The 18,098-nt window shown below is 67.5% G+C and carries 15 protein-coding genes and 1 pseudogene; 11 read left to right on the top strand and 5 right to left on the bottom strand.

Annotation, left to right across the window (positions count from 1 at the left end):
- Positions 1-94 precede the first annotated feature (94 nt).
- Positions 95-2,629 carry a glycoside hydrolase family 3 protein gene (locus ACYVAK_RS12015; protein WP_461061266.1) on the bottom strand — a complete coding sequence of 845 codons (2,535 nt, stop codon included), beginning with the start codon at positions 2,627-2,629 and terminating at the stop codon, positions 95-97.
- 149 nt (positions 2,630-2,778) lie between these two features.
- On the opposite strand from ACYVAK_RS12015, the gene glk reads away from it, so the two are divergent.
- Positions 2,779-3,804, top strand: coding sequence for a glucokinase (glk, locus tag ACYVAK_RS12010; protein WP_461061264.1), 1,026 nt, complete (start codon positions 2,779-2,781; stop codon positions 3,802-3,804).
- Here glk and ACYVAK_RS12005 read toward each other — a convergent pair.
- Positions 3,801-5,099, bottom strand: coding sequence for a sugar MFS transporter (locus tag ACYVAK_RS12005; RefSeq protein WP_461061262.1), 1,299 nt, complete (start codon positions 5,097-5,099; stop codon positions 3,801-3,803). The two genes, glk and ACYVAK_RS12005, sit on opposite strands and share 4 nt — an antisense overlap.
- Positions 5,100-5,240: 141 nt before the next feature.
- Between ACYVAK_RS12005 and ACYVAK_RS12000 the strand changes: the two genes are divergently transcribed.
- Positions 5,241-6,257, top strand: coding sequence for a LacI family DNA-binding transcriptional regulator (locus ACYVAK_RS12000; protein WP_461061260.1), 1,017 nt, complete (start codon positions 5,241-5,243; stop codon positions 6,255-6,257).
- A 39-nt stretch (positions 6,258-6,296) separates the two neighbouring features.
- Here ACYVAK_RS12000 and ACYVAK_RS11995 read toward each other — a convergent pair whose 3' ends face one another.
- Together ACYVAK_RS11995 and ACYVAK_RS11990 are read right to left on the bottom strand one after the other, a co-directional pair.
- Complete coding sequence (locus ACYVAK_RS11995; RefSeq protein WP_461061258.1) at positions 6,297-6,911, bottom strand: DUF2238 domain-containing protein; 615 nt, start codon at positions 6,909-6,911, stop codon at positions 6,297-6,299.
- A gap of 243 nt (positions 6,912-7,154) precedes the next feature.
- Positions 7,155-8,075: a LysR family transcriptional regulator gene (locus ACYVAK_RS11990; protein WP_461061256.1), complete on the bottom strand. Its 921-nt coding sequence runs from the start codon at positions 8,073-8,075 to the stop codon at positions 7,155-7,157.
- Positions 8,076-8,199: 124 nt separating this feature from the next.
- Here ACYVAK_RS11990 and ACYVAK_RS11985 point away from each other — a divergent pair, with 124 nt between their 5' ends.
- The 8 genes and pseudogenes from ACYVAK_RS11985 to ACYVAK_RS11950 all read left to right on the top strand — a co-directional run bounded on the left by ACYVAK_RS11985 (position 8,200) and on the right by ACYVAK_RS11950 (position 14,621).
- Complete coding sequence (locus tag ACYVAK_RS11985) at positions 8,200-9,048, top strand: type 1 glutamine amidotransferase domain-containing protein (RefSeq protein ID WP_461061254.1); 849 nt, start codon at positions 8,200-8,202, stop codon at positions 9,046-9,048.
- Between the two features lie 48 nt (positions 9,049-9,096).
- On the top strand, positions 9,097-10,254 hold the full coding sequence (locus tag ACYVAK_RS11980) for an iron-containing alcohol dehydrogenase (protein ID WP_461061252.1): 1,158 nt from the start codon (positions 9,097-9,099) through the stop codon (positions 10,252-10,254).
- Positions 10,255-10,289: 35 nt separating this feature from the next.
- Entirely contained in the window at positions 10,290-10,982 is a 693-nt protein-coding gene (locus tag ACYVAK_RS11975; protein ID WP_461061250.1) for a type 1 glutamine amidotransferase domain-containing protein, read from the top strand.
- A complete protein-coding gene (locus tag ACYVAK_RS11970) occupies positions 10,979-11,479 on the top strand; it encodes a Dps family protein (RefSeq protein WP_461061247.1) in 501 nt (166 codons plus the stop codon). The genes ACYVAK_RS11975 and ACYVAK_RS11970 overlap by 4 nt, the downstream gene beginning before the upstream one ends.
- 9 nt (positions 11,480-11,488) lie before the next feature.
- Complete coding sequence (locus ACYVAK_RS11965; RefSeq protein ID WP_461061245.1) at positions 11,489-12,595, top strand: NADH:flavin oxidoreductase/NADH oxidase; 1,107 nt, start codon at positions 11,489-11,491, stop codon at positions 12,593-12,595.
- Positions 12,596-12,610: 15 nt separating this feature from the next.
- Positions 12,611-12,832 (top strand): annotated as a pseudogene (locus ACYVAK_RS11960) (putative quinol monooxygenase); the annotation flags it as partial.
- A gap of 186 nt (positions 12,833-13,018) precedes the next feature.
- On the top strand, positions 13,019-13,432 hold the full coding sequence (gene gloA2, locus ACYVAK_RS11955; protein WP_461062142.1) for an SMU1112c/YaeR family gloxylase I-like metalloprotein: 414 nt from the start codon (positions 13,019-13,021) through the stop codon (positions 13,430-13,432).
- Positions 13,433-13,451: 19 nt separating this feature from the next.
- A complete protein-coding gene (locus tag ACYVAK_RS11950; RefSeq protein WP_461061243.1) occupies positions 13,452-14,621 on the top strand; it encodes an L-dopachrome tautomerase-related protein in 1,170 nt (389 codons plus the stop codon).
- 132 nt (positions 14,622-14,753) lie between these two features.
- Here ACYVAK_RS11950 and glmS read toward each other — a convergent pair whose 3' ends face one another.
- Positions 14,754-16,580, bottom strand: a complete 1,827-nt coding sequence (glmS, locus tag ACYVAK_RS11945; RefSeq protein ID WP_461061241.1) for a glutamine--fructose-6-phosphate transaminase (isomerizing) — start codon at positions 16,578-16,580, stop codon at positions 14,754-14,756.
- A gap of 242 nt (positions 16,581-16,822) precedes the next feature.
- On the opposite strand from glmS, the gene ACYVAK_RS11940 reads away from it, so the two are divergent.
- Positions 16,823-18,076 (top strand): efflux RND transporter periplasmic adaptor subunit, encoded by a 1,254-nt coding sequence (locus tag ACYVAK_RS11940; protein WP_461061239.1) that lies wholly within the window; start codon positions 16,823-16,825, stop codon positions 18,074-18,076.
- The last annotated feature ends 22 nt before the right edge of the window (positions 18,077-18,098 follow it).

Here is an 18,098-nt window from a genome sequence, read left to right as displayed (position 1 = left end):
GGATCGTCGGCTAGAGCAATTGCACTATGGCATGACAGCGTTGTCAACCATCATCGGGCGTTCACCGGGACACTGTCCGGACCTTCGGTCGGGCCTAGTCGGACGGACAGGCCAGGGCCGTGGCCGCCGCGGGGCCGAAGGCGACGCGGGACACGGACAGGTCCAACGGAGCGGCGGTATCGATCTCGAACATGCGCCGCACCGCGCTCAGCGGCGCGCCCATGCGGCTGAAGCACGCCAACGGGATGGACACGTCCCGCCACTCGCCGGGCGTCAGGGACGCCAGCAGGAGGTCGAGGACCAGCGACGAGCCGGCCACGCCGACGCGCACCGGCGCCTGCGGCGCGGAAGACGCGACCCGCACCGTCAGCACGAGGTTCTGGCGCGCGGCCGGCAGGGCCCGCAGGTCGACGGCCTGCGCCGCCTCGAGCCAGACGCGTCCGCGGGCACCGCCCGCCCACTGGAACCGGCGCGCATCTTCCTGCGCGCGATGGTCGACCGCGCTGGCCACGAGGCTGGCGGCGGCATCACCGCTCGGGAAGCGTTCGAGCGCCTGTCCGCGCTGTTCGCTGTCGGCGATCCACCACGACCATCCGTCGGCCACCATGCCACGCGCGAAGAGCGTCTCCGGCAGTCCGTCGCCCGAGCTGGCGACTCCGGGCTCCTCGGAAAGCGTCGGGGTCGCCGCGGGCGACGCGTAGCTGAGGCCGAAACCAAGGGCGAACTGCGGGTCGTAGCCGGCCTGCCCGACGTTCAACGGGCTTTGCGCCGCGCTGCGCGGCCACGAGAACGACAGTCGCCCGATGAAGTCATGGCGCGGACGACCATCGGCACCGGCGAGCAGCACGTCGGCCACACCGCCGCCTTCCGAACCCGGCAGCCAGGCCGCGACGAAGGCATCGGCCGCGTTGATCTCGCGGTTCACCCACAACGGCCGACCGCTGACCAGCACCGCGACGACCGGGATGCCGTCCGCCTTCAGGCGGCGGATCAGGGCGAGGTCGGAGGGATTGCCGAGCTGGTGGCCGAGGTGGGTCACGTCGCCGATGAATTCGGCGTAGGGCTCTTCACCGAAAAAGACGATCGCGACGTCGGGCCTGGTGGTGTAGGCGCCGTCCAGCGCGAGCTCTGCCTGGCCACCAGCGGCTTCGACTTGCTCGCGCAAGCCTTCCCAGAGGGTCTGAGCGTTCGGGAAATCCTCGCGGCGCGTGCCGGTGCCCTGCCATGTCAAGGTCCAACCGCCAGCCTGGCGCGCCATGCTGTCCGCGCTGTCACCGGCCACGAGGATGCGCTGCGCGGGATCCAACGGCAGCAAGCCGCCGTCGTTCTTTAGCAACACCAGCGACTTCCGCACCGCCTCGCGGGCCAGCGCGCGGTGCGCCGGACTGCCCAGCAGCGCGAAGTCGCCACCGTGGGCGCGCGTCGAGGGCAGGCCGGCCTCGAACAGACCCATGCGGAACTTGACGCGCAGGATGCGCCGCACGGCGTCGTCGAGGCGCGCCCGCGGGATCGTCCCATCGCGCGCCTGCGCGAGGGTGTTCGTGTAGATGTCGCGCCACGTGTCCGGCGCCATGAAGAGATCGACGCCGGCATTGAAGGACTGCGGGCAGTCGCGGTCTGTGCAGCCCGCCACCTCGCCGTGGCCGTTCCAGTCACCGACGACGAAACCGTCGAAACCCAGCCGTTCCTTCAGGATCGTCGTGAGGAGGCCGTGGTGGCCGTGCATCTTCTGGCCGTTCCAGCTCGAGAACGAGGCCATCACCGACTGCACGCCGGCGCCCAGCGCCGCGATATGGCCGGCGCCGTGGATGTCGCGGAGCTCCTCCTCCGAGACACGGGTGTCGCCCTTGTCCTTGCCCTCGAAGGTGCCACCGTCGCCGATGTAGTGCTTCGCGGTCGCCACCACCGTGCCGTCGCCGAGGAAGCCCGCTTCGCCAACCCGGCCCTGCAGGCCCTCGACCACGGCCGTCGCATAGCGCGAAACCAGCGCCGCGTCTTCCGAGTAACCCTCGTAGGTGCGACCCCAACGGTCGTCGCGCGGCACGGTCACGGTCGGCGCGAAGGTCCATTCGAAGCCGGTGGCGCGCAGCTCCAGCGCCGTGGCACGCGCAATGCGGCGCACCAGATCGGCGTCGTTCGCGGCACCAAGGCCGATGTTGTGCGGGAACAGCGTCGCGCCGACCACGTTGTTGTGGCCATGCACGGCGTCGATGCCCAACAGCACCGGAATGGCGTTGTGCCCGCCCGAGGTGTCCATCGACGCCGCATGCAGCGCATCGGCCGCAGCCAACCAGTCTTTCGCCGGCGCGTCGTAGCGTTTGCCCGGATCGGAGTTCCCACCGGCGAGCACCGACCCGAGACGGTAGCGGCGGACGTCGTCGGGCGTGACCGAATCGAGGTCGGCTTGCACCACCTGCCCCACCTTCTCCTCGAGGCTCATCCGCGCCATCAGCGCGGTAATGCGCGATTCGAGCGCAGGATCCGGAGCGATGGGCGAGGCCAGCGCGGGCCAGCGTTCGGGATGGACCCGCGATGCGTCGAGGGAGGGCGCCGGCTCCGGAGCGGCCACCACCGGCGTCGCGGAGAGCGCCGACGCCAGAACCGCCCATGCCGCGCCCGAGATGCCCATCCTGCGTTGACTGTTTCCGCCCACGTGCCTCTCCCGATTTTTCCAGGCCCGCCGGGGGCCGGTGGGCGCGCGGCAGCGTTTGTCCCATCGATTGACAGCGTTGTCAACCTTCGGGCCTACTCCGGCCTTCACGCGTCGGGGAGAACGCCATGATCGCCAGCGAAACGAGATCGATGACGGCCCTCGTGGCCGATATCGGCGGGACGTGGGCGCGCTTCGCGCTGGCGCGACGCAGTGACGGGGCCGCGGCCGCCCCAACCCTGCACGCGGAGGCGCGCGTGCCCGTCGCCGCGCATGCGTCGCTGATCGCTGCGGCGATGCATTACCTCGCCCAGCTCGATCCCGCGCTCCCGGCACCGACGCTTGCCGCCTTCGCGGTCGCGGGCCGCGTGGACGGCGACACGGCGGCGATGACCAACCATCCATGGCGCATCGTCGCCGGCGAGTGCCGGAGTGCGCTCGGGTTGGCGCACGTCGAACTGCTCAACGACTTCACCGCGCAGGCGCTCTCGCTGCCCCATCTCTCGACCGCCGATCGCCACCTGCTCGGCGAGCCTGCGCCAACGCCACTCCACGGCCCGGAGTGGACATGCGCGATCCTCGGCCCCGGCACCGGACTCGGCGTGGGCGCACTCCTGCGGCGGTCAGGAGCGCCATTCGCCCTGGCTTCCGAGGGGGGGCACGCGGCGTTCGCACCGAAGACCGCGAGGCAGCGCGCGCTGCTCGAGCATCTCGCCACGCGGTTCCCCCGGGTCTCCTACGAGCGCCTGGTCAGTGGCGGCGGCCTGAGCCACCTGCATTGGGCGGTGTCGCGCCGATCCGGCGTCGCGGATCCGGTGGCGCTCGCACCGGAGCAAGTGACGGCCGAGGCGCGCGACGGCGACCCCCTCGCCCGCGAGACGCTCGACGTCTTCATCGAAGTGTTCGGCGCGCTGGCCGGCGATCTCGTCCTCACCTTCGGCGCGTGGGATGGCGTGTTCCTTTCGGGCGGTCTCGTCCCCCTGCTGCTCGACGAGCTGCAGGCCGGGCCGTTCCGGCGGGCGTTCGAGGCCAAGGGCCGCTTCAGCGATGCGATGGGCCGTGTCCCGGTGCAGGCGGTGCTGCACCCGCAGCCGGGCCTCCTCGGTGCGGCCGCGCGCGCCCTCGGCGGCACGATCGGCGACACGGCGGTTTAGGCCGCAGGCTTGTCCTGGAAGGCGTTGGCGTAACGCAGGCCGAAGTACAGGATGAAGCCATAGCAGAGCATGGGCACGAGGAAGGACGGCTGCAGACCGGCGGTGTCGGCGACATAGCCCTGCACGAACGGCACCAGCGCACCGCCGACGATGGCCATGCACAGCACGCCCGAGCCCTGCCCCGTGCGCACGCCGAGGCCGTGCAGCGCGATGCTGAAGATGGTCGGGAACATGATCGAGTTGAACAGGCCGACGCCGAGGATCGCCCACATCGCCACGGCACCCTCGCCGAGCACGGCGACGAGGATCAGCGCGATCGCACAGGCGCCGTTGAAGCCGAGCACGAGACCGGGACTCACTTTCCTCATCACGGCGAAGCCGATGAAGCGGCCAACCATCGCCCCGCCCCAGTAGTAGGCGACGTAGTGCGCGGCGCTGGCGTGGTCGAGGCCGGCGATGTGCGCCTCACCGAGGAAGTTGACCAGGAAGCTGCCGATGCTCACTTCGGCGCCGACGTACAGGAAGATCGCGATCGCCCCCAACAGCAGGTTGCGGTGGCGGAGCACGGTCCAGCGCGAGGCACCATCGCCGGGCGCCTCGTCGTGCACCACCGTCGGCAGCCGCACGACGGCGAAGGCCACCGCCAGCGCCAACAGGGTTCCGGCGAGGAGCAGGTAGGGCCCCTGCACGGTCGCCGCTTCGGCGGCACGGTGCGCCGCGCGCCCGGCGTCATCGAGGGCGGCGAGCTCGGCGTCGGTGAGCAGCACGGCGCCGCCAAGGATCAGCAGGCCACCGAAGATCGGACCGACCGTCGTACCGAGCGAATTGAAGGCCTGCGTCAGCGTCAGGCGACTCGACGCGGTGCGCGGATCGCCGAGCAGAGTGACGTAGGGATTGGCCGCGACCTGCAGGATCGTGATGCCCGAGGCCAGCACGAACAGCGCGAACAGGAAGAGGCCATAACCGCTGGTGGACGCCGGGTAGAACAGCAGGCAGCCCGTGGCAGCGATCAGCAACCCGGCCACCGCACCCTTCTGGTAGCCAATGCGCTTGACCAGTCCGCCGGCAGGCAGCGACACCACGAAGTACGCGCCGAAGAAGCAGAACTGCACGAGCATCGCCTGCACGTAGCTGAGCGTGTAGATCGACTTCAGGTGGGGGATCAGCACGTCGTTCAGCGAGGTCAGCAAGCCCCACATGAAGAACAGGATCGTGACGATGACCAGCGCCCGCTGGTGCGTGGCGCCTCCCGCGGCGGCCGCGTCGACCGACGACGGCGGATGAATCGGACCCATTCCAGCTTCTCCCCTAACGCACCGCGCCATGCGGTGGCCCCGGCCGGATTCTGCCCTCGGCCCGAGGGGATGACAACGCTGTCAGTAGCAGGGGGATGCCGTATAGTGCTGGCCGGTTGGATCAGGCAGGAGCAATCGCGGATGGCATCGCGAGCGACCATCGAACACGTTGCCGCCGCGGCAGGCGTCTCCATCAAGACCGTGTCCCGGGTGCTGAACCGGGAACCGAACGTACGGCCCGAGACCCGCGAGCGGGTCCTGCAGGCCGCGGAAGCCCTCCGATACACGCCCCACGCCTCGGCACGCAGCCTCGCGGGACACCGGTCCTTCAACGTCGCACTCGTTTACAACAACCCGTCCGACAACTACATGATGGGCGTGATCTCGGGGGTCCTCGAGGCTTGTGCCAGCGCCCAGTACCACCTGATCCTGTCCCCGGTGGCGCTCGACGAAGGCGGACTGCTGGCCGAGATCGAGGATCTGATGGCGCACTCGCGGCCCGACGGCCTGCTGCTGACCCCGCCGCTCACCGATTCCGCCGCACTGCTCGCGCGGCTCGCGGCACTCGACGTGCCTTACGCCAGCATCTCGCCGCGCCGCCAGGACGAAGGCGTCGCCGTCGCCATGGACGAACCCGCCGCCGCCGAGCGCGTCGTCGAGCACCTCGTCGAACTCGGGCATCGCCGCATCGCCCACGTGCTCGGGCATCCCGCGCACGGGGCCAGCCAGTGGCGCCTCGACGGGTACCGTCGAGGACTGGCCAAGGCCGGGTTGCCGGTCGACCCCGCCCTGGAAGTGGCCGGCGAGTTCTCGTTCGAGTCCGGCGTCGCCGCCGCGCAGCGCCTGCTCGACATGGACCCGATGCCCACCGCGATCTTCGCCGCCAACGACGACATGGCCGCTGGCGTCATGCACGTCGCCCACCAGCGCGGACTGCGTATTCCCGACGACCTGTCGGTCGTCGGCTTCGATGACACGCCGATCTCGCGGCAGCTGTTCCCGTTGCTGACGACGATCCACCAGCCAACGCGCGACATGGGCCGGCTCGCCACGACGACCCTGCTCGAACACATCCGTGATCCCAAACCCGGACACCTGCAGCGGGTGCCGCACATGCTCAAGGTGCGCGAATCGACGGGGCCTGCGCCGGGACGGTGAGGCGACGCCAGATCCAGGCGTCCCACCTCGAGGCGCCGATCAAGGTGAGCGAGGCGATGCGCCCTCGCCGCGGGATGGATGGACCAGCACGGTCGCCGCGATCACGCTGCCCATCAGCGCAAGCGCCATGTCCTTCTGAGCATCCCAGAGATCGCCCTGCGTGCCGAGGAAGGCCATGCGGAGGTCGCCGCCGAACACCACCGCCGCGCCCCACTCGATCAGCTCATAGAGCAGGGAGTGCGAGGTGATGAAGCCCACGGCCAGCAGCGATCGCCAGAGGCGCGTGGTGGGCGCCCGCGCATCGACGATGTCGAAGACCGCCGGAGTGGCGAGCAGCCCGTAAAGGAAGTGCACGAGCCGGTCGTAGTGATTCCGCTCGAAACCGAATGCCGCCCCGGGCGAGCACCCGAGCCACGCCTCGCACCAGTCATCGATCGGCACCTCTGAGTAGGTGTAGTGCGATCCAACGGCATGGAAAACGAAGAAGACGAACAGCGCGACGTAGCTGCTGTCCCGCAGGCGCAGGCGCGAGGACGCCCACACCAGCAGCGGGATGGCGACGAAGACCAGCACGTTCTCCAGCCACCAGTCCGCGCGGTGCTTCGGGGCGACGGCCAGGGCACCCCAGATGAGCCCGTAAACGGCGAGGAGCACCGCCGGAACGGTGCGCGTCGATGCAGGGGAAGGATGATTGGCCAAGAGAAGATCCGCCGATCGTGAGGTGGATGACCAGGTTCGTCAGAAGCCGGGTGGCAAGGAGCTATAGAACGATGTTCTTGGTTTTCTGACGCTGGGCTAGAAGCATCCCCACCCGCTGGCAACTTGAATGCCGAGAAGCAGGCCTGTCCAGAATCAAGCGCTTTATCGTTTTGGGAGCGAGTTCAACGATGCCGGGCGCTATCGCCCCCTTCGGATGGCATCGACGAGATAGTCTGCGAGCACCCTGACCCGCGCGGAGAGGTGGCGGTTCTGCGGATACAGCACGTGGAAGGAGCGCGAGCGGCCACCAGCACCTTGCAGCACTTCCACCAGCTGTCCGTTGCGCACCGCTTCCCTCGCCACGAAGTGGTAGATCTGAAATAGCCCCCCTCCCGCGATGGCCCACCCGACGCCGGCCAGCACATCCTCATGCACGCGCTGTCGGCTCTTGAAGGTGAAGTCGATGTCTTCGCCCGCCGCATTGCGGAAGATCCAAGGCATGGGTCTGCCCGTGCTGGGCAGTACGAACTGAATGAGATCGTGCGTTGCGAGGTCCTCCAGCGTGCGCGGCTTGCCCTTGCGTCGCAGGTAGTCGGGCGCGCCGAATACGCCGACGCTCGCCTCTTCCAGCTTGCGCGCCACGAGGCGTGAATCCCGCGGCTCGCCCAGGCGTATCGCCAGGTCGTAGCCGTCCTCCACGAAGTCGATGTTCCTGTTGGAGACGTTGAGCTCGACTTCCACGCCCGGATAAGCCGCCATGAAACCGGGCAACAAGGGCACAAGTCGGTGGTGGCCGTAGAGCGTGCCGACGCTGACGCGAACCAGCCCCTTCGGCTCGCTTTGCTGGCCAGTGATGGCGCGCTCCGCCTCCGCAATCTGCTCCAACGCTTGCTGACACTCCGCGCGGTAAAGCTCGCCGTCGCTGGTCAAGCGCACGCTGCGGGTGGTGCGAGTGAAAAGCCTTACCCCGAGCCGCGCTTCCAGTCGGCTGATCGAGCGGCTCACCGAGGCCGGCGTGACGCCCAGCATCTCGGCGGCCGCGGTGAAGCTGCCCATCTCGGCCGCCTTGCAGAACAGCTCGATGCTGCCGAGTTGTACGGGGTCGAACTGCCGGGCCATTTATTCACCGATGTAAGTAAAAAAGTTCCTCTGATCCAGTTTATCGGCACAAATGGACTCAATAAAGTCGCCGCCCAAGGGCAAAACGCCCCTTCACCCGAGTCTGCTTTCCCTCTGAATGACCATGAAAAACCTCTTCAAAAAAGCCCTCCTTTCCGCAGCCGCATTGGGCTTATCCACACTGTCCTGGGCAGCGCCGGCGCCCAAAGGCGAAGTCCTCGTAGTGCTGTCCAGCGAAACGGCCTTGCCGTTGCGTGATGGAAAGACCTTTCCCTCCGGCTACTACCTCAACGAGTTCGGCGTGCCTGCCGATGCACTGCAGCGCGCCGGCTACCGGCTGACGGTCGTCACGCCGCGCGGGAACCGGCCGCAGGCCGACCAGCGCTCGGTCGATCCCCAGTACTTCCGCGGCGATGCGCGGGAGATGGAGCGAATCGCTGGCGTGGTGGAACAACTCACCCAGGCCGACCAGATCAAATCGCTACCCGAGGTACTTGAGTCAGGGCTCGATCGCTATGCGGCCGTGTTCATCCCCGGCGGCCACGCGCCCATGATCGATCTGGCCAACAATCCGCTGGTCGGCCAAGTGCTTCGCCACTTCAATGCGAATGGCAAGCCCACCGCCGCGATCTGCCATGGCCCTATCACTCTGTTGGCCGCCCAGGACGATCCGCAGGGCTACGAGCGCAGCTTGGGCAATGCCGACGCGGGCCGCGCCCAGAATTGGATCTACAGCGGCTATCGCATGACCATCTTCGCGGATGCGGAAGAGGCGGCCTTCGAGGCATCGCTCAACGGCGACAGACTGCGCTATTACCCGGCACGCGCCATGGCAACCGCCGGTGGCGACCTGCGGTTCGCAAAGGCTTGGGAGCCCCACGTTGTCGTGGACCGCGAACTCATCACTGGACAGAACCCCTTCTCCGACCACGCTCTGGCCCAAGCGCTGATCGCGGCGTTGGCTGAGCGCTGAAACCTCGCATTCCGCCAACAACGCCGCCCACACGTCGAGCTTTTCACCATGCAGAACTTCAGCTTCCACAACCCCACCGCCATCCACTTCGGCACCGAGGCGATCGCGCAACTGAGTCAGCGCGTGCCGATCAACGCGCGCGTACTGGTGCTTTACGGGGGCAGCAGCGCCGAACGCAACGGGACCTTGGCCGAGGTGCGCGAGGCGCTTCACGGTTACCAGTTCCAAGAGTTCGGCGGCATCGAGCCCAATCCCAGCTACGAAACCTTGATACGGGCGGTCGAGCAGGTGCGCTCGGAAGACCTCGACTTCCTGCTGGCCGTGGGCGGCGGCTCGGTCATCGACGGAGCCAAGTTCGTGGCCGCCGCCGTGCCCTATACGCAAGACCCTTGGCACATCTTGGAAACGGGCGGCGCCGAGGTGAGGCAGGCACTGCCCTTTGGCTGCGTGTTGACGCTGCCGGCTACCGGTTCGGAAATGAATGCCGGCTCCGTGATCACCCGACGCGCCACCCAGGCTAAGCGCGTGTTCCACAGCGCCCATGTCTTCCCTCGCTTCAGCATCCTTGACCCGTCCAAGATGGATACGTTGCCGGCCCGCCAACTCGCCAACGGGGTGGCGGACGCCTTCACCCATGTCATGGAGCAATACCTGACCTACCCGGTCCAGGCCCATGTGCAGGATCGATTGGCTGAAGCCCTCCTGCAAACGCTGGTGGACATCGGACCCCAAGTGCTGGCCGCCGAGCATGACGCCGCAGCGCGGGCCAGCCTGATGTGGACCGCCACGCTGGCCCTCAATGGCCTCATCGGTGCGGGCGTGCCGCAGGACTGGTCGACCCACATGATCGGTCATGAACTCACGGCGCTGCACGGCATTGACCACGCCCGAACCCTAGCCGTAGTGCTGCCCGCCAATCTCAAAGTGCGCCGCAGTGCCAAGCGCGAGAAGTTGCTGCAGTACGCCGAACGCGTGTGGCATCTGCGTGAGGGCACCGAAGAGGCCCGCATCGATGCGGCCATCCAGCGCACTGAGGACTTCTTCGAGTCGCTGGGCATCCCCACCCGGCTATCGGCCTACGCGCTGGGAGCCGAAGCGGTGGAACCCATCGTCAAGCAACTCGAGGCCCATGGCCTGACCACCCTGGGCGAGCGGCGCGACGTCACGCTGGCGCTGAGCCGCCAGATCCTGCAGGCCGCGCTCTGACGCCGGTTGCATCACACCTTTCCAAAGGAAATTCCATGACTTCCCGCATCCTGATGATCGTCACCTCCAATGCCCGCATGGGCGACACCGGCAAGCCGACGGGCTTGTGGACCGAAGAGTTGGCGGTGCCCTACTACGCGCTGGCCGATGCCGGCGTCGAGGTCACGCTGGCCTCGCCGGCTGGCGGTCCCGCACCCATTGATCCGGGCAGCCTGAAGCCCGTCGGGCAGAACGACCCGGTCGTCGAGCGCTTCCTCGCTGATGAAGCCCTGCAAGCCCGGATTGCCGCCACCTCCAGGGCCTCGGAGTTCGACGGCGCCAGCTTTGATGCCGTGTTCTTCCCGGGCGGCCACGGCACCATGTGGGACCTGCCCGTAGACGCCGGCGTGACACGTGCCGTCGAGCGCGCCTTCGCAGCCCACAAGCTGATCGCCTCGGTCTGCCACGGCGCGGCAGGCCTTGTCACGGCCAAGCGACCCGATGGGCAGCCCATCGTGAAGGACCTGCGAGTCAACTCCTTCACCGACGCCGAAGAAGTAGCGGTGGGCCTCGAAAAGGTGGTTCCCTTCATGCTGGAAACGCGCCTGCGCGAACTCGGTGGCCGCTTCGAGGGTTCGGACAACTGGCAAGCCTTCGCCATCCGCGACGGCCAGTTGATCACCGGGCAGAACCCGCAGTCGTCGCACCTGGTGGCACAAGAGCTGCTCAAGGCGCTAAAGACCGCATGAGAATGAAGGGCGCCACCCCAATCCACAGCGTGCAGATCGGCATCAGCGAGCACGACCGCGCCGCCATCGCAGTGGGCTTGTCACACCTTCTCGCGGACACGTACACGCTGTACCTGACTACCCACAACTTCCACTGGAACGTAACGGGCCCCATGTTCATCAGCTTGCATGGGATGTTCCAGACCCAGTACTCGGAGCTGTGGAGCGCCGTCGACCCCATCGCAGAGCGGATTCGCGCGCTTGGGGCCAAGGCGCCCGGCAGCTACGCGCAGTTCCAGACACTGACGTCGGTACCCGATGTGCCGAGCCACCCCCCCACAGCACTCGAGATGGTTCGCATCCTCATGCAAGGCCATGAGACGACGGCCCGCACCGCGCGCGGCCTTTTCTCCGTGGTCGAACAAGCGGGCGACCAACCGAGCGCAGACCTTCTGACTCAGCGCATGAAAAACCACGAGAAGAACGCCTGGATGTTGCGCAGCCTTCTGGAAACCTGACCAATTGACATGGCATCCCTCTTCGAACCCCTGCGCTTGAAAGACGCGGTCCTGCGCAACCGCATCGGCGTGCCTCCGATGTGTCAGTACATGGCCCGAGACGGTCTGGCCAACGACTGGCACCACGCGCACTACACCGCGCTGGCGCGCGGCGGAGCCGGACTGATCACCGTCGAGGCGACCGCGGTGTCGCCCGAGGGCCGGATCACACCAGCCTGCCTTGGCTTGTGGAACGACGCCCAAGCCGAACCGCTGGCACAGATCGCACAGTCGATCCGGAACGCCGGCGCGGTTCCCGGTATCCAGATTGGACACGCCGGCAGGAAGGCTTCCGCCCACCGCCCTTGGGAAGGCGAAGACCACATCCCCGAGGGCGATGCCACCGGCTGGCAACCGATCTCGCCCTCAGCCCTCGCCTTCGGCGACCAACTGGGCCGGGTGCCGCGCCCCATGAGCCTCGATGACATCCAGCGCGTACAGCAGGATTTCATCGCCGCGGCCAGCCGGGCGCGGGATGCCGGATTCGAGTGGCTTGAACTGCACTTCGCTCACGGCTACTTGGGCCAGAGCTTCTTCTCCAAGCATGCAAATGCGCGTACCGATGCCTACGGTGGCAGCCTTGAGAACCGCGGCCGCTTCCTCGTCGACACGCTGCGCGCAGTGCGCCGCATTTGGCCCGAGCGACTTCCGCTGACGGCCCGCTTCGGGGTCATCGAGTACGACGGCGACGACGAGCGCACGCTGGCCGACTCGATATCGCTGACTCGCCGGTTCAAGGCGGAAGGCCTGGACCTTCTGAGCGTCAGCGTCGGCTTCTCCGCACCGGACGTTCAGGTGCCCTGGGGCCCAGGCTTCCTCGGCCCGGTCGCGGCTCGTGTACGCAGAGAAGCAGGCATCCCGGTGTCCTCGGCTTGGGGCTTCGAGAACCCCGCGGTGGCGGAGGCCGCCATCGCCAAGGGGCAACTCGACCTCGCCCTTGTCGGGCGTGCGCACCTCGCCAATCCGCATTGGCCCTATGCCGCGGCGCGAGCGTTGGGCATCGACCATGCGGCACGTGTCCTTCCTGCGCCTTACGCGCATTGGCTCGAACGTTACCAACCCCGCCTTGCCGATTGATCGGTTGCCTCCGTCATGACCACCCATGTCTTTGCCACGTTGCGCGCTTTGCCCGGATTCGAACACGAGCTTCACGCCGCGCTCCGAGCACTCGCAGCGGCCAGCCGCGGCGAAACAGGCAACGAACGCTATGAACTGTTCCTCGAGGAGGGCCAAGCAGGAGTGTTCCACCTCATCGAGGCCTATCGCGACGACGATGCCTTGGCCGAGCATCGAAAGACGGTGCACTACACGGCCTACCGCGAGCGAACCCGCAAATGGTTGATCGCGCCGCCGAAAGTCCGGATCCTCCGAGAGGAAGCAATTGAGGAAGGGGCGCCTCTCGCAAGCGCAGGCTTCGCTCCAATTGCCGCCGAAGCGGGCGCTGCGATCCCGCCGGCGCGCGCCGTGACGGACGGTACCAATCCGCGATCCGGCCTTTCGATGCTCCCGCTGTTGCGGATCGACCACGTAGCGATCATCTGCAGCAACTTGGAGGCGTCGCGGGCGTTCTATGCCGACATCCTCGGGTTTCCGGTCGTGTCGGAACTCGACCGACCGAGCCGCCAATCCAGAAAGCTCGACCTCCTGGTGCCCGGCGGCGGCAGGCTGGAGTTGTTCTCGTTCCCCGAGACGCCCCCGCGGCCGTCATACCCGGAGGCCTGTGGCCTTCGCCATCTCGCATTCGCCGTCGCCGACATCGACGCAGCCATTGCTTGGCTTGCTCGGCATGGTGTCGACGTCGAAGTGCTCCGAATCGACGAAGGAACGGGAACGCGATTTACGTTCTTCGCCGATCCGGACGGACTGCCACTGGAGCTCCACGAACGGGCAGAAGTCGCATTCCAAAACCCCTGAACACTCCAGGAATCTCGACATGCATCTGAGAAAACACCTCATTCTTACGGGCCTCATCGCGCTCCTGTCCGCGCCCCCCCACGCGCTGGCACAGGACGACGGCGAGCTTCCCAGCGCCCGATCGATCGGAAACATCGAGGCTGTCGCCACCTTCCATGACGCCATGCCGACGGGCGTCACCGTGTCCGAGGGCGGCCGGATATTCGTCAACTTCCCGCGCTGGGGCGACGACGTGCCGTTCACCGTGGCAGAACTTCGCGACGGACGCGCGGTCGCCTATCCGAACGCATCGATCAATCATGGCGACACAACCCAACCCGAAAAGACCTTCCTCAGCGTCCAGAGCGTCGTGGCCGATGGACGCGGCCGCCTGTGGATCCTCGACACCGCAGCACCAAACTTCTCTGCGCCGGTGCGACGCGGTGCCAAGCTGGTCGCCATCGACCTCGCAAGCAACCGAATCGAACGCACGTACATTTTCCCCGAGAACGTCATCGACGAGACAACATACGTCAATGACATGCGGTTCGACTTCAGAGTCGGCAAGCAGGGCGTTGCCTACGTGACCGATTCCTCGCCAACCGGGACGGGCGGCATCATCGTGCTCGACCTGGACAGCGGGCAGGCGATCAAGCGGCTCGTCGGCCATCACTCCACGTCGGCGGATCGGTCGTTCACGCCCATCGTCGAGGGCCAGCGACTCATGAACCGCGCACCCGACGGCACAGCGACACCGTTCACAATCGCGTCCGATGGAATTGCGCTCTCACCGGACGGAAAAACGCTCTACTTCTCGCCGTTGTCCAGCCGGCGCCTCTACAGCGTTTCGACAGAGCTTCTGCGCGATGTCTCGATCGATGACGCCACGCTCGCCAAAGCCGTCGAGGACCTTGGCGACAAGGGGGCATCCGACGGGCTCGAATCAGATGCACTCGGCAACGTCTATGCCGGCGACTACGAACACAACGCGATCCACCGCCGAACCCCCGCAGGGCAATGGTCGACGCTTGCCGCGGATCCACGCATCCTCTGGCCGGACACTCTTTCGGTCGGACCGGATGGGTTCCTGTACTTCACTGCGAATCAACTGCATCGCCAAGCAGGATTCAACGCAGGCGAAGACAAACGGCACAAGCCCTACGTTCTCTTCCGTACTCGCGTGGATGCCCTGCCGGCACCTACCCGTTAGTGGAACCGATCGGCGCAAGCGGGGCTAGGCAAGGCGCTCGCCCGTCGCCGGGGCGGCGCCTCCTCGAGCAGGGTTCTTGCCTTCAACCGCCTTCGTTCATCAACGACCGTTCGGCTTCGGAACCCCCGGACACTACTCCACCGTCACTGACTTCGCCAGGTTGCGCGGCTTGTCCACATCGGTGCCGCGGGCGAGCGCGGCGTGGTACGCCAGCAACTGCACCGGGATGGCGTGCACGACCGGAGACAGCGGACCGACATGGCGCGGCGTGCGGATCACGTGCACGCCGTCCTCCTCACCGAAGTGGCTGTCGGCATCGGCGAACACGAACATCTCGCCGCCGCGCGCGCGCACCTCGTGGATGTTCGACTTCACCTTCTCGAGCAGCGCGTCGTTTGGCGCGATGACGACCACGGGCATCTCGGCATCGACCAGCGCGAGCGGGCCGTGCTTGAGCTCGCCGGCGGCGTAGGCCTCGGCGTGGATGTAGGTGATTTCCTTGAGCTTGAGCGCACCTTCCAGCGCGATCGGAAAGTGCAGGCCGCGACCGAGGAACAGGGCATGGTCCTTGGTGGCGAAGCGCTCGGCCCATGCCGCGATCTGCGGTTCGAGGTTGAGCGCGTGCTGCACGCTGCCCGGCAGGTGGCGCAGGGCGTCGATGTAGCCCGCCTCCGCCTCGGCGTCCAGGCGGCCGCGGGCCTTGGCGATCACCAGCGCCAGCGCGATCAGGGCGACCAGCTGGGTGGTGAACGCCTTGGTCGAGGCCACGCCGATCTCGGCACCGGCACGCGTGAGGAACTGCATCGCGGACATCCGCGGCAGCGCGCTCTCGGCCACGTTGCAGATCGAGAGCGTGCGGTGGTGGCCTTCGTTGATGGCGTACTTCAGCGCCTCGAAGGTGTCGAGCGTCTCGCCCGACTGAGAGATGGTGACGACGAGGTTGCCGGGGTTCGGCACGATCGGGCGGTAGCGGTACTCGCTGGCGATATCGACGGCGCAGGGCACGCCGGCGATCGCCTCGATCCAGTAGCGCGCGACGAGGCCGGCGTAGTGGCTGGTGCCGCAGGCGAGGATCTGCACGCCCGTGACACCGTCCATCAGCTCGGCGCCGCGTGCCCCGAACAACGCGGGCACGAAGCCGGTCTCGAGGATCGGCTCCAGCGTGTCGGCAATCGCGCGCGGCTGCTCGTGGATCTCCTTCTGCATGAAGTGGCGGTACGGGCCCAATTCCAGCGAGGCCAGCGACACGCCGGACACCTGCTCCTTGCGCTGCACGGCGACGCCGTCGGCATCGAACACCCGCACGGAATCGCGCGTCACTTCGGCCACGTCGCCTTCATCGAGGTAGATCACGCGACGGGTCTGCGCGACGACCGCGGACACATCGGAAGCGACGAAGGCCTCGCCGTCGCCGACGCCGACCAGCAGCGGGCAGCCCATGCGGGCGGCAATCAGGCGCTCGGGATCGGACTTGGCGATGATGGCCAGTGCGTAGGCACCGCGCAGCTCCTTCACCGCGGCCTGCGTGGCCGCGAGCAAATCGCCCCCCGCGCGCAGGTGGTGGCGGATGAGGTGGGCCACCACCTCGGTGTCGGTCTGCGAGGTGAACACGTAGCCCAGCGCCTTCAGGCGCTCGCGCTGCTCCTCGTGGTTCTCGATGATGCCGTTGTGCACCAGTGCCAGTTCGCCGTCGCTGATGTGCGGGTGGGCATTGGCTTCGGTCACCCCACCGTGGGTGGCCCAGCGCGTGTGGCCGATGCCGATGTGGGCGGCCAAGCCTTCGGCGGCGGCCGCGGCTTCCATCTCGGCCACGCGGCCGGTGCGGCGCACGCGCTTCAGTTCGCCATCGAGCACGGCCACGCCGGCCGAGTCGTAGCCGCGGTACTCGAGGCGCTTCAATCCATCGACCAGCACCGGCACGACATCACGACCAGCGATCGCTCCAACAATTCCACACATGGCGTGCCGCTCCACAGACCTTCCAAGCGCCGTAGTTTACCGGTCGCCCAAACAGGGGTCGGGCGCAACGAAGGATGACTTCTGTCCTCCCCCGGGCGGCGCATCGCGGACACCCGGCCACGCGGACGGTGTGCGGACGCCCCCGGACGCCGGACGGACACGACAAGTCATTGTTTTTTCGAATAAAACGTGTTGGCACGCTGCGTGCATCAACACGGGCACCACTGCCCATGCGTGCCGCGATGATCCCTGACACTTCCGCCCAAGACCGTACCGTCGCCGAGACCCGGCGCCGCCTTCCGTGGCCCGGCCTCGTCGCGGGCGTCATCGTCGCTTCCGTCCTCGCAAGCGCATGGCTTTGGGCCGGTGCCGGTCGCTCGGTGAGCGCCGAGCGCTTGCGGTTCGCCACGGTCGAACGCGGCCTGCTGGTCCGTGATGCGCAGGTCAGCGGTCGCATCGTCGCGGCCGTGAGCCCGACGCTGTACGCCCCGGCGGCATCGACGGTGAACCTGAAGACGCGCGCCGGCGCCACGGTGAAACAAGGCGATGTCCTGGCCACGCTCGACTCGCCGGAGCTGCGCGCCGAGCGCGACCGCGAGCTCGCCACGCTGCGCGGCCTCGAGGCCGACGTGGCGCGCCAGCGCATCCTCGCGCAGAAGGCGAGGCTGCTCGCCGCACGTACGGCCGATGAAGGCCGCCTCGCCCTGCAGACGGCGCAGCGCGATGCCGAGCGCACGGCCCGGGCCTGCGAAGTACAAGCCATTCCCCGCGCCGACTGCCTGCGCTACGCCGATGCCGTGGAAGCGGCCCAGGTGCGCGCGCGCCACAGCGACGCCGATGCCGGACTGGAGGGCCAGAACGCCGCGCTGGAGTTGAAGAGTCGCGAAGAGGCCCTGGCGCGCCAGCGCGCCGTGGTCGCCGATCTCGAGCGCCGCGTCAGCGACCTCGACCTGCGTTCGCCGGTCAGCGGCATCGTCGGCAGCATCGCCGTCGCCGACCGGGCCGTGGTGCCCGCAAACGCGCCGCTGATGACCGTGGTCGACCTGTCGCAGCTGGAAGTCGAACTCGAAGTCCCGGAGAGCTATGCCGACGACCTCGGGCTCGGCATGAAGGTCGAGGTGCGCATCGGCGCCCAGACCCTCGGTGGCGAGCTCACCGCCATTGCGCCGGAGGTCCTCGAGCGCCAGGTGCTGGCCCGTGTCCGCCTCGACGCCCAGCCGGAGGGCCTGCGCCAGAGCCAGCGCGTCAGCGCCCGCGTGCTGATCGACGAGCGGCCGGACGTGCTGATGCTGGCCCGCGGCCCCTTCGTCGAGGTCCAAGGCGGTCGCTTCGCCTACGTCATGGACGACGGCGACGCCGTGCGCCGCCCCATCACGCTGGGTGCGACCGCCGTGAGTGCCGTGGAAGTCATCGACGGGCTTGCCGAAGGCGAGCGCGTGGTGATCTCCGGCACCGACCTCTTCGAAGACGCCGAACGCATCCAGATCAACGAATGACTTCCCTCTCCTCCCCGACGCC

The organism is Silanimonas algicola (assembly GCF_054777375.1).
This window is presented reverse-complemented; position numbering and strand designations above follow the sequence as displayed.

Excerpts from the sequence above, each read along its gene's own strand:
- ACYVAK_RS12015 (WP_461061266.1), bottom strand. The coding sequence starts at position 2,629 with ATGGGCATCTCGGGCGCGGCATGGGCGGTTCTGGCGTCGGCGCTCTCC.
- glk (WP_461061264.1), top strand. The coding sequence starts at position 2,779 with ATGATCGCCAGCGAAACGAGATCGATGACGGCCCTCGTGGCCGATATC.
- ACYVAK_RS12005 (WP_461061262.1), bottom strand. The coding sequence starts at position 5,099 with ATGGGTCCGATTCATCCGCCGTCGTCGGTCGACGCGGCCGCCGCGGGA.
- ACYVAK_RS12000 (WP_461061260.1), top strand. The coding sequence starts at position 5,241 with ATGGCATCGCGAGCGACCATCGAACACGTTGCCGCCGCGGCAGGCGTC.
- ACYVAK_RS11990 (WP_461061256.1), bottom strand. The coding sequence starts at position 8,075 with ATGGCCCGGCAGTTCGACCCCGTACAACTCGGCAGCATCGAGCTGTTC.
- ACYVAK_RS11985 (WP_461061254.1), top strand. The coding sequence starts at position 8,200 with ATGAAAAACCTCTTCAAAAAAGCCCTCCTTTCCGCAGCCGCATTGGGC.
- ACYVAK_RS11980 (WP_461061252.1), top strand. The coding sequence starts at position 9,097 with ATGCAGAACTTCAGCTTCCACAACCCCACCGCCATCCACTTCGGCACC.
- ACYVAK_RS11975 (WP_461061250.1), top strand. The coding sequence starts at position 10,290 with ATGACTTCCCGCATCCTGATGATCGTCACCTCCAATGCCCGCATGGGC.
- ACYVAK_RS11970 (WP_461061247.1), top strand. The coding sequence starts at position 10,979 with ATGAGAATGAAGGGCGCCACCCCAATCCACAGCGTGCAGATCGGCATC.
- ACYVAK_RS11965 (WP_461061245.1), top strand. The coding sequence starts at position 11,489 with ATGGCATCCCTCTTCGAACCCCTGCGCTTGAAAGACGCGGTCCTGCGC.
- gloA2 (WP_461062142.1), top strand. The coding sequence starts at position 13,019 with ATGCTCCCGCTGTTGCGGATCGACCACGTAGCGATCATCTGCAGCAAC.
- ACYVAK_RS11950 (WP_461061243.1), top strand. The coding sequence starts at position 13,452 with ATGCATCTGAGAAAACACCTCATTCTTACGGGCCTCATCGCGCTCCTG.
- glmS (WP_461061241.1), bottom strand. The coding sequence starts at position 16,580 with ATGTGTGGAATTGTTGGAGCGATCGCTGGTCGTGATGTCGTGCCGGTG.
- ACYVAK_RS11940 (WP_461061239.1), top strand. The coding sequence starts at position 16,823 with ATGATCCCTGACACTTCCGCCCAAGACCGTACCGTCGCCGAGACCCGG.